Below are 15,446 nucleotides of genomic sequence, written 5' to 3'. Positions count from 1 at the left end.
AAGACGATTGCCTTTCCATGAGCGCGTGTTGGCGAAACAGCCGGTGAGGATGTGTCAACGCGCCGATCGGTCGGCCAGGAAAGCGGCACCATCGATGCGATCCGGCGCCGACTTGCCGGTCGATGGATCTGATCGCAGCGCCGCAAAAACATTATCCAGAGCGGCACCGACGGCGCCCAATGCAACACCCGGGAACAGCGCGACGCTGTAGCCCAGTTCGGTCAGTTCGGCCGCGCTCGATACATCGTCTCCTTCCCTCAGGAGATTATGCAGGATTGGAACGCGCCCTGCCACCGTTCGAACAAGCTGCTCCATGTCGCGCTTGCGTGAGATGGACTCGGCGAAGACCATGTCGGCCCCAGCCTCAATGAACGCATCGGTTCGTTCAAGCGCTTCACCTAAACCAGCGCTACTCATCGCGTCGGTCCGGGCCGAGATCATCAGGGACCGGTCGCGCCGCGCATCAAGCGCAGCGTGGATCTTGTCGGTCATTATTTGCAAGGAGATCAGCGGTCGCGAGAGCGGCGCCGAAGCCGGCTTGATTTCCTGCTGATCCTCGATCTGGATCCCGGCTGCGCCCGCCCGTTCCAGCATCGCAACGCAGCGCGCGACGGCGTAGCTGTTGCCGAAGCCTTGATCGGCGTCGACGAAGATCGGGATCGTCACGCGTTCCGCGATCCGCGCGACAATTACCGATAATTCCGAGGCATCCAGGAGCCCGATATCCGGTCGCCCCAGATGGGTTGCAGCGAGCGCCGAGCCTGAAACGAACACCGCCTCGAAACCCGCAACTTCGGCCCGGTACGCACTGAACGCATCATATACTCCGGGGGTGACCAGGATTTCGGGGGCCGTGATGCGGTCGCGGAGATTGCTGGTGGGACTCGGGCTGAGCATGGAATTTCCCTTCGCTGATGGTGCGAGCCGAATAGCCGCTGATCGCTGCGGACACGATGGGCAAATAGTTGCCGATCGTATCTCGAACAGAACAGGCGGCGCGAGGCCGGCGATCTGATGACGTGCCGGCGGATCAAACTCTCTCTCGTTATCCGCGAGACGGACAGATTCGAAGCAATCCCGAACGAATACAGGTTTTTGGCGCATCCTTTTTCGCAAGGCGACGAGGCCGCAGAATTCTTTGAGCCTGAAGAGTGAAGATATCTAGGTTTCAAACATGGATGTCCCTTGGAGTTAGGTCAAAGTGAAACAACATATCACGCAAGTCGCGATAGCTGGCGCCGGGCCGGTAGGGACTGTCGCGGCGTATGCACTCGCACGAAAAGGTATTGACGTGTTCTTGCTCGAATCGGGCTCGGATTGCGCGCCGGACCTCCGTGCTTCCACTTTTCATCCGCCGACACTGGAAATGCTGGACAGTTTCGGCGTCACCGAAAAGCTCATCGAACGCGGCCTGAAAGCGCCTATCTACCACTTTCGCGAACGCAGATCTGGCGAAGTTATCGAGTTCGATATGGGCGAAATTGCCGATGCCACTCGCTATCCATATCGGATTCAGTGCGAACAATACCACCTGTCACGAATGCTCTCCCGCCTCGTCCGCGATACGCCGGTCGCGCAGGTGGCCTTCAACCATCGCGTCGTCGGATTTCATCAAGATTGCGACGGAGTGGATGTTTTCGCCGAGACTCCAGTCGATATCGCTCAAATCCGAGCGGATTATCTGATTGGTGCAGACGGTGCGAACAGCATTATTCGTAAATGGCTTGGGGTCGAGTTCCACGGCTTCACGTACAACGAGAAATTCGTCTGCTACACCACGCCAGAACCGATCGAAAAGCATATCGAGAATCTGTGCTACGTTAACTACCTGTCGGATCCGGAAGAATGGATGGTCTTGCTCAAAGTCCCGGGTATCTGGCGGATACTGGTACCGGCACCCGCGCTGCTGAGCGACGAGGAGATTCTTTCGGACGAGCGGACGACGCAAGTATTCGAACGACTGATCGACAAGGGCGGATCGGTAACAACGCGTCATCGCACGATCTATCAGGTACACCAAAGGGTGGCCAAGGAGTTCCTTCACGGCCGCGTCGTAATCATCGGGGACGCGGCGCATCTGAACAATCCTTTGGGCGGATTCGGGATGAACAGCGGCATACATGATGCCTTCAACCTGACCGACAAGCTGATCAGAATCTATAAGGGCCGTGAGGACGCGGACACGGCCCTCGAAACCTTCGCCGAGCAGAGAAAGAAGACGACCCACCATTTCATCCAGAAGCGGACGAAGGAGAACATGCGATATATGTCCGGTGGGCAAGAAGCCGCGCATGAGCAACGAAAGAGGGAAATGCGGGAGATCAGAAACGACCCGGCCAGACGGCGCCAATTCCTCCTCCAACAGGCGATGATCGAAAGCCTGGAGGCAGAACGCGCATGAGCGATCAAACCAGCGGATCTGCAATCAATGCGCGCGGATATCGCCGCCTGCTCGGGGTGATCGGCCCTTCGACCAACACGATCGTCCAGCCGGATTTCGACGATTTGCGCCCGCGCGGCGTGACGAACCATTACAGTCGCATCCTCGTACAAGATGCCGAAGCCATCTCCGACGAAACCTTTATGGCAGGCACGCAAGAAATATCGCGCAATACGATTGATGCGGTGAAGGGAGTGCTCACCTGCAAGCCCGACTATCTGGTCATGGGAATGTCTGCCGTCACTTTTTATGGCGGTGCGAAGGGCGCCAAGGCCTGGCGTGAGAGGATCGAGGACGCGGCCGAGCTCAAACTTTGTACCGGCTCGCAATCACTCATTGAAGCGTTCAGAGCTTATGGCGGGATCTCCCGTATCGCGGTACTCTCGCCATATTATCCATCAGCCAACGCGGAAGTCGCCCGTTACATGACCGATCATGACGTGGAGGTTGTACGCGACACATGCTTGCGCTGCCCAAGCTGGACGTCAATCGCACAGGTCGACACCGCCACGCTGCGGAAGGAACTCAGAAAACTCGATGGTGACGATATCGACGCGCTGGTCCAGGTGGGAACCAATCTGTCGATGATCCGCTTGGCGGCAGCCGCCGAGATGTATCTCGGCAAACCGGTCATCGCGATAAACACCGCCACCTATTGGAATGCATTGCGACAAAATGGCATTACCGATCAGGTCGACGGTTTCGGCACGCTAATGCAATCATACTGAGAAAGTGACACCGATTTTGGACTATCCCTATGTCCCCATGCCCCACCGGCAACCGATACATTGGCCAGACGGCAAACAACTGGCGTTAGTCTTCACGTTCAACCTCGAAACCTGGGACTTGGTAAAAAACACGAACACACCCTACTATGCGGGTGGTCCTTCTATACTGCCCGATATCTTGCCGGGTAATACGCCCGACTTCCCCAATTACACTTGGCGCGAATATGGCCAGCGGGTCGGCGTTTGGCGGTTGATCGACCTGTTCGACGAAATGGGCATCGCGGCTAGCTGCGCTACCAATGCGGTTACGTTTGAGCGACGCAAGGCAATGACGGACGCCATACTCGAAAGGGGGTGGGAGTTGCTTGCTCACAATTATGAGCAAGGAGAGCTTTTGACCGCCGTTGCGCACGATAAGAAGGCCGAACGCGACATCATCCTTCGGTCGATCGCTATTTACGAAAAACATGTCGGTAAACGACCCGTAGGATGGCTGTCTTCGTCGCTTCGAGGCACGCTCAACACGGCCGGCATCCTCGCAGAGCAAGGGTTTAAATTCTACTGCGATATCATGAATGATGATCAGCCCTTCATGATCGGGACGGATGCGGGGCCGATCATCGGCATCCCCTATTCCAACGTCATCAACGATTTTACTATGGTAACCCGGCAGGCGTTGACGACCGATCAATATCGCGACCAGCTGATTGAAGAGTTCGATGTCCTATATGCCGAAGGAGAGCACACTGCGCGCATTATGAACATTGGCCTACACCCCCATGTCTCTGGCCGCGCGCATCGGATAAGAGCAATCCGCGAATTCATCGAGCATGCCCAAAAGCACGATGCAGTTTGGTGGCCCCGGCGCGAGGAAATCGCCGATTGGTATGCACAGAACCACGAGGCGCATTTCCCGGGCCAAATCTAACGCGTCCGACCTGGAATCCTAAAGTCGACGATTAATCATCATACAGCCGAGTGAGATCGAACGCCGCCCGCGCACTCACGGCTGCCGCGCAAGACGATCAACGGCGCGCGAATTCCGCCATTTTCTTATTGAAATCCGCCCGCGGATATTCGCCCAGCGACATGTGATGTCGGCCGAATGGACAGCGACAGCCAGTCGTGACAGCGTTTTGGCATCAGCCTTCGGAGGGGGAAAGTGGCATGCTTGGTACGAAAATGATCGAAGAACATAAGACAGCGCGCGAATATTTTGAGGAGGTTTTGAGAGACGAAACCCGGTCAAGATTTGGATTCGGCAAAAAAGCCGCCATCGTGAACGTCGATATTCAGCAGGCCTATACGCAACTCGACAAGTTCAAAACTGCCTACGAAACGGATCCGAATCAAATCGATTACGTCAATCAAATCTCACAGCTGGCAAGGCGTATCAATATGCCGGTCATCTGGAGCCGCGTGGCCTATAAGGCGGATGGCGGCGATTGTGGCGTCTGGGGGACAAGAAGCGACACCGTAGATAGCCTGCAGAATATAAAATATGATAGCGAGCGGCACCAGTTCGATCCGCGCTGCGACATCGATACCGACGATCTTCAATTCACGAAACGCATGCCCAGCGCATTTTTCGAAACGCCGTTGGCAAGCTACCTTGTCTGGCACAGCGTAGACACGGTGATTGTTACGGGCGGGTCGACATCGGGATGCGTCCGAGCCACCGCCGTCGATGCCCTCAGCCATGGCTATCGGACAATCGTACCGTTGGAAACGACGGCCGATAAACATGAATCGCCGCACTTCGCCAATCTGACCGATCTTCAACTGAAATATGCCGACGTCATACCGGTCTCCGCCGTGATCGATTGGCTACAATCCCAATAGCGACAGCATCTCTCATTATCCGGGCACGGTCGAGAGATATAACCTCCCAAGGCCGAGTACCCAGTCAACGTTGATCGTAGTGCAGATTGGCAAGTGCAATGCATATTGCCCCCGCTTATCGCCGCGACGGTATATCCGCACAGCGGATAAAGATGCCCCCGATTTTGCTCGTTACTCGACAATTACTATACTGGCTCGTCCCTTGGTGGTCGCTTCGAGACGGTTATCCGCAGTTTCGGCCAAAAAGGGAAGCTTGGGCGAGAGTCGAGGAGACGGGCATGTCCAAAGGTGTTCCGATACGATCTGTCAAACGCGCACTCGATGTGCTCCGCGTGATCAACCATTACGGTTCGCTGACGATGATGGAAATCTCGAAGCAAGCCGGCGTCCCTTACCCCACTGCCAATCGAATAGTTCAAACGCTGATCTCTGAAAACTATCTTGAGAGGGAGCCGGACCGGAAACGGTACCGGCCCACCGCTTTGGTGCAGACTCTGGCCCATGGATTCCAAGATCACAGTGGCCTCGTCGAGGTCGCGCGTCCTCATATGGAGGAACTCACTCGGAATCTGCACTGGCCGGTTTCGCTCGTAACCCGGGTGGGCGAGATGATGGTGGTTCGGGACTGCACGCACGCAATCTCGCCGCTCACTTTCGATACCTATTATCCCGGCGCATCCTTTCCGATACTCGATTGCGCCTCGGGTCAGGTTTACCTCGCCCACTGCGATGATCGGGAACGCGAACAGCTTCTCGCTGCGCTCCCGGAATCTGGTGTCGCCTATAATCCCGTGATCGCCGAAAATATGAGATTGGGGATACGGGCAGAGGAAATCCGGTCTGCGGGATATCTCGTCAGCGGGCACAATCAGTTCACGACGACGCCCGGCCGCACTTCGTCGATCGCCGTGCCCGTATTGCATGACGGGAAGATAGTGGCCTCACTGGTCATCATATGTTTCGCTAACTCCCTGAATCTGGACGTGGCACTCGAGCAATATCTGCCGTCATTGAAAAACGCGGCGACGGCTATCGGGAGAGAATTGGGCTTCGAAAAAGACGGAGAAATTGCAGCCTGACAAGTAACCCGGCTCCAATACTCCATGAATGAGATCCGGCAGTTTCCGCGGGCCGCAGCGAATTGAGGACCGGCACGTCGCACGATTGCTCGTCCGGCGCGGCTAATCTGACACTTTTCGGTTCAAGATCATCAAGCGAGAATGTTCGGCCACGCCGAAATGGGCGTAATCTGTGCCAATGCCCGATTGCTTCGCAGATGGCATGGGGACGGAAGCAGAGAAGGAACCGTGATCGTTGATCCAGGCCGAGCCCGTTTCGAGGCGGTTAGCCCACTCTGTCGCCTGATCCAGGTCTGAACTCCATATCGATCCGCCCAGTCCATATTCGCTGTCATTGGCCATGGCGACGGCATCCTCAAGATCGTCGAACGGAATCAGCGGCAACACCGGCCCGAATTGCTCTTCATCAACCAGCATTGTGCCATGCGAGATGTCTTCGAAGAGTGTCGGGGTAATGAAAAGACCCGGGCCTGCTTCTCGAGCCGCGCCTGTCACGACGCGTCCGCCATGCGCGACGGCATCATCGATAACCGACCAGATCCGGTCAAACTGCGGGCGGTTCTGGACCGGCGTCATGGTTGTGGACGGATCGAAATTGTCGCCGCAAACAACAGCCTCGGCCTTGGCCATCAGCGCGTCGCGCACGTCAGCGAAAACATCGCTATGAATATAAAGTCGCTTTGCGGCGGAACAGAAGTGACCTGCATTGCCAAGCGAGATCTCGAAGACCTTGTCTGCAAAGGCCTCAACATCTGCATCCTTCAGCACAATTGCAGCATCGTTGCCGCCGAGTTCAAGGGTGAGACGCTTCAACTGCGGGGCCGCGGCGGCGGCGATCCGACGGCCAGTCGCCGTTGATCCGGTGAAGGAGATTTTCGCAACATCGGGATGCACCGTCAGCGCCGCGCCAATCGAGGCGTCTCCGGTAATCACATTGAAGACGCCCGGCGGAAGAACGCTGCGCCCCAATCGACCGAGATAGAGTGCGGTCAATGGTGTGAAAGGTGATGGGCGAAGCACCACGGTATCGCCCGCCAGCAGAGCATTGGCCACCTTGGCAATGCCCAGAATAACAGGGGCATTCCATGGCGCAATCGCACCCGACACGCCGAGTGGGCGATGTGTGAGTTCAATTTCCCGGCCCGGTTGGTCGAACCGCCTGGCAGGCAGCTTTACTCCGGCGATCATGCGGACAAATTCGACGGAAAAGTGAATTTCGTGCCACGCCTTGCGCAACGGCCTCCCTGTTTCGCATGCGAGCAATATCGCCAGCTCCGCATGATTTTCCCCTATCGCTTTGGCGAGGCTGTCCAACGCTTCACGGCGTTCGTCCCAGCCGGTTTGCGACCAGTTCCGAAAGGCCCGCTTGGCCGCTTCGACCGATCGATCGACATGGGCCATTTCGGCGTCAGGATAGGTAGCCAGGGGCTCCTCGGTGCACGGATCCGTCAGACTGCTCCTGGCGTTGGCGGGTGCATCCTCGCCATCGATGGTCATTTGGAGGTCGAGCTGCGCCAACCAAGCCGGCCGATCGCCCGGCGCCGTCGCGTAGAGGTTCTCGGCTTCCTTTGTCATGTAATTATGTCCGCCACTTCAGGATGCTCCCACGCCATGTTCGGCCAGAAACAGCTCCATATCTTCCACCGATTTCTCCGGAATTTCCCAACTTGGATAATGCCCAACGTCCGGATAATGAATCAGTTCTACAGGTGCTTTCGCAAACAAGGCCGCGACTTTGTCGCCTATGTCCGGCAACAATACAGTGTTGCCGTCACCCCACTGGATTAGGGTCGGACAGCGCACGGCCCCGGCGTTCCGGCGTTCGTTCTCCACCCATTTCAACCCTTCTGGCGTACGTCTCGACGCGAGATACTTGGCTTGACTTTCGATGACACCTTGGGCGGCGCTACTCGCATGGTACATCGCGACGAAATGCTCCGTAATCCGGGATTTGTCGACAATCAGGTCATCCACATAAGCGCGATAATACCAGCGCGGTTTGTAGGTCGGGAACAACGCGCCACTGATCCGATTCATGGCAGTGACGACCGGGTTGCGATACTGGTCAGGCCGCGGACTATAGAGGGGCACGGTTGACAGCGCGAGAGCACGAACATTCTCGGGGTGGGATGCCGCATAGTTTACCGCCGCGTTGGCTCCGGTTGAATTCCCCACAAGTATGAGATCGCGCAGATCCAGCTCTCCGATCACGCCCTCCAAAAGCTCAAATTGACGCCTTGGAGTCAGGGGTTGGCTATCTCGTGTAAGCGGGGATGGCGGCATGTCGAAGCGGACGATACGGTAGCGATCGCGCAGCAACGCCACCCAAGGATTCCAGAGGTGCAGGCTCGTCCCGGCACCGTGGATCATCACCATGACCGGGCCGTCTCCCTCATCGCGAAGATGGATGTTCGCGCCGGCGATCTTGACGAATTTCGACGGGTCCTGCGCGAAACGATTCCGGACGGCGGAAAAGCTCGGCGAAAGCTCACCTTTCCGCGCGCGCACGAGCAGGGGTGCGGTGCCCGCCGCTATAAGTGCGATACCACCTAGAACCTTCCTAAACTTGATCATGCTTGAAATCCTACCGACCCCTCACTTGCTGCAAATTGTGAATTCGTTTGTATCCATTCTCTCTTGCTCTTCCTGCCATGCGGGATCGTCCGGATCGATTGCGGTGCGCAGATAGCTCAGCACTGCCCGGGCAAGGTTCTCGACCATTTCTGGGTCTTCATCTTCCCCCGTTTCACGGCGATTTGGCGCGATGATGCCATGCAAATAATGTCCCGCGCGCTGCAGGACGAGAAGCGACTTGTCTCGCGGATCCGAAGTGTAGGGATCGCTATGCCAGGTCCAATCGCGTCCCGCATGGGCTGAATCGTCTTCCTTGCCCGCGACGATCAACGCAGGCCCTCTCATATGGCTGTAATCGGTATGTACATAAGGGGCGGTCTTGCCCATTTCGCTATCCAGCGAAACGCATCCGGGTGGCGCGAGCATCGCCCCGGCGACGATGCGGGTATCCTTGAGATTACAGGCCTTGCCGGTCGTCTCATCGAAACTGCGGGCACCCAGAAGATTGCCGACGGAAAGACCGCCGAATGAATGACCTGCTGCGACGACGCGGTTCCAATCGCCCCGATCAGCCAGCTGTGGGATGGCATCAAATAGAGCATCACCCTGATCGACGATGCCGCTGATCTGCATGACCCGATCATGCCAGAAGCGCCCGAAACGCGGATCGTCATATGTCGTGAATTGATCGGGGTGTGATGGCTGGATAACGAGGAAGCCACCTCGCGCCCATACCTCCACGAGTGGCTGATAATCTGCACGGCCATAACCTGCGCCATGGGAAAAAATCAGGACCGGGAGGCTCTTCTGGTTCTGCGGAGCGGTGACACGGATCGGGAATTCGAGGTCCCGTGCCGTGACAGGGATCGGATCGAAGCTGAAAATCGGCTGGTTTTCGTCCACCTCGCTTTTGGGCTCCCTCACCCCCACTTGGCCAACCCGCGTCTTCGAGATTGCGGGATCACGATCTCACTTCCGGCAGCGGTTGAGTAGACTGGAAAGGCCATTGCCAACGCCGATAAAATGCTCCCGCCAAGACCGAAACTCTCATGCGCCGATCCTCCGACAGGCGGACAGAGTCGATTGCTTCCTTTGGGCTTCCCGTCATTGCTTGGCAGATAACTAGACGAGCGCGGCCGGATTCTGTCAATCTCGTCGTCACTGCACAGAAAGAGAATCCAATGCATTTGAACGTCGAACGTGCCCGCCAGATTATGGACGAAACCGGTCTCGATGGTTTGGTGGCCGCCACTCCGACCAACATCTACTATCTCAGCGACTATTACGGCCCGATGCTCCTGATGTCGCATAATTATACAATGTATGCCGTCTATCCGCGCGCCGAGGACGCATTGGCAGCGCTCGTTATGCCGGCGGCCGGCGCCTATCATCTGGAACATATACCCAGCTGGATGCCTAATCTCGTTGGGTTCACCTTTCGCGTTAAACCAGGTGCCGGAACCCCGCGCGATTACGACAGCACGGTCGAAGAGTATGTTGACCCCGATGAACCTTCAGAGCCGCGCTCGGGGCCCGACGTTCCGCCCATGCCCTATCCATCGCGCGGCGAAGAATTTTTCGTCGATCGAGATCGGCAATTGAAGGCGCGCTATGACAGCATGCGCGGCCGTCTGGAGCCAACCGCATTATATGCGCTTCGCCGCGCGTTACGGGAAGCCGGGTTGGAAAAAGGCCGGCTCGGTTTCGACGATCCCCGTGTCCTCGGCTGGCTGCAAACGGTTGGAATGAAGGATCTCTCAGGAATCGATGCGCTCAATATTTTCAAACGTATCAGGATGGTGAAGACGGAGGAAGAAATCGCACTCCTCAAAATTGCCGGACACAATACCGAAGCTGCGTTGAATGACGTAATCGACGCAATGGAACCGGGTGTCGAACTTGCAAGCCTGCACGAGACTTTTGCGATTGCCGCAGCCAAGCGTGGGAGCCAAGCTGAATGGATCGTCGCCAATTTACGGGGGTTGGCGACCGGGGCAATCGAGCCCAACGAAATCATGAAGCTCGACGCAGTGAGCAGCTACAGACAGTATCGCGGCGATGTGGGGCGGTCTGTGATCTGCGGAACGCCGACGGACGAAATGCTGCGGCGCAGCGCTGCGGTAACGCGCGGGCTACAGGTCGCCTATGAGAATATTCGGCCAGGGGTGCCGATGAAAGACATCGCAACACTGGCTCGCGAAACGGTTCAGGCGGAAGGCTTTCCCGGCTTCGTCATCGCCGCACCGCATTCGGTCGGGCTCGAACATACGGACCATCCGACTTCGATCGGCCCGGAAATGCCCGGCGAGCATGATATCGTCTTCGAAGAGAATATGGTCTTCACACTCGACATGCCATATCACGAGTTCGGATGGGGAACGACGCATGTCGAAGATATGGTCATCGTCCGCCGGGATGGTTGCGAACCGATCACGTCGCTCGACACAGCGCTACGCATAAAACCGCTTTAGGCGGGTTTTTTGGATTCGGGCGGCACAGATGCGTCCGCCTGACGCCAGCAATCCACGATCTCTGAACCGGATGCTGACCAGATGTCGGCTTGGGCCGACAATTCGGCAAGAATGGCCTCCAGCGAAACGATCCGGTGCGACTGTCCGACAACCCATGGATGCAGGTTCAGCGACAATATCCGGCCGCCTTCTGCCGCGGCCTCGCGTGAGAGATAGCGGTACTGGTCCAGGACCTGTTGGACGAAGGCGCTCTCATGATGCTTGTATTCGACGATGATCTGCCTGTCGTCGAGTTCGTTCGAATGCGGCATCGCGACCAATGGATCGCCCCGATTATGCATGAAATATGGCATATCGTCGTTCGGCCAGTCACAGACATAGCCGATGCCCGCCTCTGCGAGGAAGTCCGGCGTGGCCGCCGATTCCGACTTGCCCGGCGAAATCCACCCTTGGACGGGAGATGAAATCGACTGCCTGATCGCCTGAATCGTTTTGTCGATAAGCACGCGTTCCCGGTCTTCACCCATCCCGCCGAAATGGGGACTGGCCATGTCCCAGCCGTGCGCCAGCACTTCTTCGTTCCGCCGATCGATGTCACGAACAAGGCAGGGCAACATTTCGGCGATCGCTCCGTTGACCGCCCAATTTGCTGTAACGCCATATTCGTCGAAAGCGCGCATCAGACGATAGATGCCGACGCGATTACCATAGTCGCGCCAGGTATATGTCTGCATATCCGGATAAGGCTTGGCGACGCTGCCGGGCAATCTGAACGGTTGCCCGTCATCATCGAGCGGAAAGAATTCAACGGCGACTGTGATCCACAGTGCGACCTTTTTTCCACCCGGCCATTCGACGGGCGGTCGATGTTTCAATAGCGACCAATCATACCGGTCATGATCCATGCCATAGCGGCGATTGGGATAATCGAAGGCTTCAGGTCCGAGCGGCATCAGGCGTTCTTCTCCGATATATCGGCGATCGCGGCATCCCAGTAATGCTCCATCCAATATTCGGCGATTTCCCGTCCAGTGGTTATCCAGACATCCTCGTGGCTAGTGACGTAATCGAAAATTTCGCCGAAGGGATCGAGGCGAAACGGCTGGGCGACGAGATACGCGTGCAGCGGAATGCACATCACCGTCCCTGACGCCTCTCCCTCGGCGTAGAGGCGATCAAAACCTGCCTTCAGCATGTCGACATAACGATCGGGCGACAGCCGCTGCAGCTGGAAGGCGATGCTGTCGTTGAATTCGAGGCTGTAAGGGACTGAGCATAGCCGGCCCGAAGCCGTCTTTACTGGTGTGACCTGATCGTCATGAAACAGGTCGCACGTATATTGCAGGCCCATCTCCGCCAGTAGGTCGAGCGTGTGCTCAGTATAGGTTAAGCCGGGCGAGAGCCAGCCGGCAATCCGTTGGCCTGTAGCCTGTTGCACAGAATCGATCGAATCCCGGATGATCTCGCGTTCCTGGGCTTCGTCCATCCCGTACACGAAGCGTGTGTTGTAAATGCCATGGCTGAAGAACTCCCAGTCGCGTTCAACGCAGGCTTTGATGATTTCCGGATGATGATCGAGCAGGCCCACCGAAAGCGAGATCGATCCCCTGAGGCCGTACCGGTCGATCAATTCCATCATCCGCCAATGACCGACGCGGTTTCCATAATCGCGCACGGAATAGCCGACATTATCCGGATAGGGCCGCGGCCAAGCGCGCCTCGTCGGATTTGCCGGAGGGTCAAGCTCATAGAATTCGATATTTGGCGCGACCCAGAATGCGATCCGCGCGTCGTTGGGCCAGCAGATCTTGGGCCGATCGCGATATGGCCACCAGCCGTAAGCTTGCGGCGTGCTTTTCATGCGTCAGCCCGTCCCAGGCCGGCAGAGGCAGCAATGGCCTGTCCGGCGGCTGCTTCCCCGGCCAGACGGCCGAGAGTCGTTGCCGTCATCAGACCATTGCCCGCCACATAACCTGACGAACCCGGGCCCGATACGCCACGGGCGGCGCCGCCGCCAGCATAGAGATTCGGCAGCGGATTTCCTTCGCGATCGAACACGCGCGCATGTTCGTCCACTTCCAGCCCGCCTTGCGTGTGAAATAGTGCCGGGTTGACCTTCACCGCAATGAATGGCGGCTCAAGGCGTTTGTCCGGCGAAAAACTCCGGCCGAACCGATCGTTCGCGCCTGACCGCGCCAGCGTTTCGATCTCAGTCATCGTTTCGGACAGCATGTCGGCGGGAATGCGAATTTTTCTTGCGAGCTCCGGAATCGTATCGGCCGTGAGCAATGCGCCAGCCAAGCGCACCTCGCGATATTCGGCGATCTCGTGCATTAACGTATCGATCCGTTGATCGTAGATCGTCCAGGCGAAACCGTCCGGCTGCGCGGCCACATCCACCGCTTGCTCTGAATATCCACGCGCCTCGTTTGAAAAACGATGCCCCTCGGAATTCACCTGGAAGCCGCCCTCGGATATGGCCAGCCAGCTTACGAGCAGTCCGTGCCCCGCCGCGATGTTCGCGTGGCCTTGATAGGCCGCCAGGTCGCCGGTCGCCGCCCCGAGTTCTTCGCCCCACAGCAGCGCATCGCCCTGCGCGCCCGGATGGGTGTGAGCCTCGATATTTTCGAGTTCGGGAATATTGCGTGAGACAAGCTCCCGGTTGCCCGCGAATCCGCAAGTTGCAAGGATGAGCGTGTCGCAGCCGATGCGCTCGATCGAACCGTCGGGGCGCGAAACTTCCACACCTCGGATGCTATTGTCGCCGTCCACCAGGAGCGCTGTCGCGATCGCGTTCGTCAGGACATCCACGCCAGCATTTTCGGCTGCGGTCTGCAGGGCCGCCATCAATTCCTCCCCAGTCCGGTTCGGCGTACCGTGAAGGCGCGCCCTACTATGGCCGGGAAGCGATCCAGCGGTCACGAACAGGCTGAGCGGGATATCGTGACAGTCGATGAGCCAGTCGACGGTCTGCGTCGATGCAGCGCATATTGTCAGCGCTCTGCCGGGCTCCAGCGCACCGCCAGTCTTATTGACAAGATCGTCCGCGAAACGCTGGGGGTCGTCATCCGTGATGCCGGCTTCACGCTGCACCTTGGTGCCCGCTGCAGGGATCAAGCCGCTCGACATGGCGGTGGTTCCCAGCGGTACCGGATCCCGTTCCAACACCAGCACCGCTGCACCGGCATCGCTCGCCGCCAGGGCCGCGGACAATCCGCACGCGCCACCACCGATAATCAAGACCGGAATGGTGAACTCGAACGGTTCGTTATCGTAGCGCTTGACGCTCATTCGGGCTCGTCCCCCGTCAAGCAATCGAAGCCGCTCATTTCGGGGCTGTAGAGTCCGCCCTTTTCCATCAACTCGCTTGTTCCGATCGCGTCGTTGATGCCCCTGAGATCGACCATCCGGTCCCAATACGCCTCCGTGGTGCCGTCGCGCTTCAGCACCGACAGCATTTCGCTGGCGGCGAATACGACTGTACGGGCGAAGGCCCCCGGAAATATGACGAGACGATAGCCCATATCGTGTAGCCGATCGTAAGACATGACCGGCGTGGTCCCGCCCTCCACCATATTGGCGAGCAGCGGCACGCGCGAGTCGAACCTTGAACACAGATCTGCCATGGCCTGTCTGGAGGGCGGCGCTTCGACGAACAATATATCCGCGCCAGCCTCGACATAGGCCTCCGCCCGATCGAGCGCCGCCTCGAGCCCCTCGACCGCAATCGCATCGGTTCGGGCAACGATCAGCGCGTCGTCTCGCGTATCGAGAGCCGCCTTGAGCTTGCCCACCATCTCGCCCGTCGAAACGAGCGCTTTGCCCGTCAGGTGACCACATCTCTTCGGAATCCGCTGGTCTTCAAGCTGGATGGCGGTAGCGCCGGCGCGCTCGAATGATTTGACGGTACGGATGACATTCAATGCATTGCCGAAGCCGGTATCCGCATCGACGATCAAAGGTATGTCCACCCGATCCGCGATGAGCGCGATCGTCTCGCTCACTTCCGACGCGGAAACCAGTCCGATATCCGGTCTTCCGAGCCTGGAATAGGCGATCGAACCGCCCGTGACATAGGCTGCTTCGAAGCCCTGCCGCTCGATAAGCGCGGCCGACAGTCCATCATAGCATCCCGGAGCAAGAACCCCTTTTGTCAGTAAGGAGCGCAATTCGCCCGCGCGCGCGTTTGAGGCCATCGTCATCGGCCTTTCATTGGCTCGCAAAGGCACGATCATTCAATTTTCAAGCAACTTCTTCTCGTCAAGTGATCATAATCGGATGAAAAAGTTTCCCCATTTCTGTCAGTGAATAC

At 57.7% G+C, this 15,446-nt stretch carries 14 protein-coding genes; 6 read left to right on the top strand and 8 right to left on the bottom strand.

The window, feature by feature from the left end; all coding sequences use genetic code 11:
• Nucleotides 1–54: 54 nt before the first annotated feature.
• Nucleotides 55–897, bottom strand: a complete 843-nt coding sequence (locus HFP57_RS15960) for an isocitrate lyase/PEP mutase family protein (RefSeq protein ID WP_176870709.1) — start codon at nt 895–897, stop codon at nt 55–57.
• 304 nt (nt 898–1,201) lie between these two features.
• On the opposite strand from HFP57_RS15960, the gene HFP57_RS15955 reads away from it, so the two are divergent.
• The 5 genes from HFP57_RS15955 (at nt 1,202) to HFP57_RS15935 (ending at nt 6,089) form a co-directional block, all read left to right on the top strand.
• Nucleotides 1,202–2,401, top strand: coding sequence for an FAD-dependent oxidoreductase (locus HFP57_RS15955; RefSeq protein WP_176870708.1), 1,200 nt, complete (start codon nt 1,202–1,204; stop codon nt 2,399–2,401).
• Nucleotides 2,398–3,168, top strand: a complete 771-nt coding sequence (locus HFP57_RS15950) for a maleate cis-trans isomerase family protein (RefSeq protein WP_176870707.1) — start codon at nt 2,398–2,400, stop codon at nt 3,166–3,168. The genes HFP57_RS15955 and HFP57_RS15950 overlap by 4 nt, the downstream gene beginning before the upstream one ends.
• 16 nt (nt 3,169–3,184) lie before the next feature.
• Nucleotides 3,185–4,096 (top strand): polysaccharide deacetylase family protein, encoded by a 912-nt coding sequence (locus HFP57_RS15945; protein WP_176870706.1) that lies wholly within the window; start codon nt 3,185–3,187, stop codon nt 4,094–4,096.
• Nucleotides 4,097–4,335: 239 nt separating this feature from the next.
• Entirely contained in the window at nt 4,336–5,010 is a 675-nt protein-coding gene (locus HFP57_RS15940; protein WP_218135038.1) for an isochorismatase family protein, read from the top strand.
• 278 nt (nt 5,011–5,288) lie between these two features.
• Nucleotides 5,289–6,089, top strand: coding sequence for a helix-turn-helix domain-containing protein (locus HFP57_RS15935; RefSeq protein WP_176870705.1), 801 nt, complete (start codon nt 5,289–5,291; stop codon nt 6,087–6,089).
• Nucleotides 6,090–6,191: 102 nt separating this feature from the next.
• On the opposite strand, the gene HFP57_RS15930 is transcribed toward HFP57_RS15935, so the two are convergent.
• From HFP57_RS15930 to HFP57_RS15920, 3 genes are read right to left on the bottom strand one after another with little or no spacing between them, the layout of a single operon-like run.
• Nucleotides 6,192–7,664: an aldehyde dehydrogenase family protein gene (locus tag HFP57_RS15930; RefSeq protein WP_176870704.1), complete on the bottom strand. Its 1,473-nt coding sequence runs from the start codon at nt 7,662–7,664 to the stop codon at nt 6,192–6,194.
• Between the two features lie 18 nt (nt 7,665–7,682).
• The gene (locus HFP57_RS15925) at nt 7,683–8,663 is read right to left on the bottom strand and encodes an alpha/beta fold hydrolase (RefSeq protein WP_176870703.1); all 981 of its coding nucleotides are present in this window, start codon (nt 8,661–8,663) and stop codon (nt 7,683–7,685) included.
• Nucleotides 8,664–8,684: 21 nt separating this feature from the next.
• A complete protein-coding gene (locus HFP57_RS15920; RefSeq protein WP_176870702.1) occupies nt 8,685–9,566 on the bottom strand; it encodes an alpha/beta hydrolase family protein in 882 nt (293 codons plus the stop codon).
• Nucleotides 9,567–9,712: 146 nt separating this feature from the next.
• Between HFP57_RS15920 and HFP57_RS15915 the strand changes: the two genes are divergently transcribed.
• On the top strand, nt 9,713–11,134 hold the full coding sequence (locus HFP57_RS15915) for a M24 family metallopeptidase (protein WP_176870701.1): 1,422 nt from the start codon (nt 9,713–9,715) through the stop codon (nt 11,132–11,134).
• Here the strand turns inward: HFP57_RS15915 and HFP57_RS15910 are convergent.
• Genes HFP57_RS15910 through HFP57_RS15895 form a run of 4 tightly spaced genes read right to left on the bottom strand, consistent with a single transcriptional unit; the run spans nt 11,131 to nt 15,336 of the window.
• A complete protein-coding gene (locus HFP57_RS15910; RefSeq protein WP_176870700.1) occupies nt 11,131–12,087 on the bottom strand; it encodes a polysaccharide deacetylase family protein in 957 nt (318 codons plus the stop codon). The genes HFP57_RS15915 and HFP57_RS15910 overlap by 4 nt on opposite strands.
• Nucleotides 12,087–12,995: a polysaccharide deacetylase family protein gene (locus HFP57_RS15905; protein ID WP_176870699.1), complete on the bottom strand. Its 909-nt coding sequence runs from the start codon at nt 12,993–12,995 to the stop codon at nt 12,087–12,089. The genes HFP57_RS15910 and HFP57_RS15905 overlap by 1 nt, the downstream gene beginning before the upstream one ends.
• Nucleotides 12,992–14,425, bottom strand: coding sequence for an FAD-dependent oxidoreductase (locus HFP57_RS15900; protein ID WP_176870698.1), 1,434 nt, complete (start codon nt 14,423–14,425; stop codon nt 12,992–12,994). The genes HFP57_RS15905 and HFP57_RS15900 overlap by 4 nt, the downstream gene beginning before the upstream one ends.
• Entirely contained in the window at nt 14,422–15,336 is a 915-nt protein-coding gene (locus HFP57_RS15895; RefSeq protein ID WP_218135037.1) for an isocitrate lyase/PEP mutase family protein, read from the bottom strand. The genes HFP57_RS15900 and HFP57_RS15895 overlap by 4 nt, the downstream gene beginning before the upstream one ends.
• Between the last annotated feature and the right edge of the window lie 110 nt (nt 15,337–15,446).

The organism is Parasphingopyxis algicola (assembly GCF_013378075.1).
Taxonomy (GTDB): domain Bacteria; phylum Pseudomonadota; class Alphaproteobacteria; order Sphingomonadales; family Sphingomonadaceae; genus Parasphingopyxis; species Parasphingopyxis algicola.
Note: the sequence above shows the minus strand (reverse complement) of the source record. Positions and strands in the feature narration are given on the sequence as shown.

Excerpts from the sequence above, each read along its gene's own strand:
- HFP57_RS15960 (WP_176870709.1), bottom strand. The coding sequence starts at position 897 with ATGCTCAGCCCGAGTCCCACCAGCAATCTCCGCGACCGCATCACGGCC.
- HFP57_RS15905 (WP_176870699.1), bottom strand. The coding sequence starts at position 12,995 with ATGAAAAGCACGCCGCAAGCTTACGGCTGGTGGCCATATCGCGATCGG.
- HFP57_RS15915 (WP_176870701.1), top strand. The coding sequence starts at position 9,713 with ATGCGCCGATCCTCCGACAGGCGGACAGAGTCGATTGCTTCCTTTGGG.
- HFP57_RS15935 (WP_176870705.1), top strand. The coding sequence starts at position 5,289 with ATGTCCAAAGGTGTTCCGATACGATCTGTCAAACGCGCACTCGATGTG.
- HFP57_RS15900 (WP_176870698.1), bottom strand. The coding sequence starts at position 14,425 with ATGAGCGTCAAGCGCTACGATAACGAACCGTTCGAGTTCACCATTCCG.
- HFP57_RS15950 (WP_176870707.1), top strand. The coding sequence starts at position 2,398 with ATGAGCGATCAAACCAGCGGATCTGCAATCAATGCGCGCGGATATCGC.
- HFP57_RS15910 (WP_176870700.1), bottom strand. The coding sequence starts at position 12,087 with ATGCCGCTCGGACCTGAAGCCTTCGATTATCCCAATCGCCGCTATGGC.
- HFP57_RS15895 (WP_218135037.1), bottom strand. The coding sequence starts at position 15,336 with ATGACGATGGCCTCAAACGCGCGCGCGGGCGAATTGCGCTCCTTACTG.
- HFP57_RS15940 (WP_218135038.1), top strand. The coding sequence starts at position 4,336 with ATGCTTGGTACGAAAATGATCGAAGAACATAAGACAGCGCGCGAATAT.
- HFP57_RS15930 (WP_176870704.1), bottom strand. The coding sequence starts at position 7,664 with ATGACAAAGGAAGCCGAGAACCTCTACGCGACGGCGCCGGGCGATCGG.
- HFP57_RS15925 (WP_176870703.1), bottom strand. The coding sequence starts at position 8,663 with ATGATCAAGTTTAGGAAGGTTCTAGGTGGTATCGCACTTATAGCGGCG.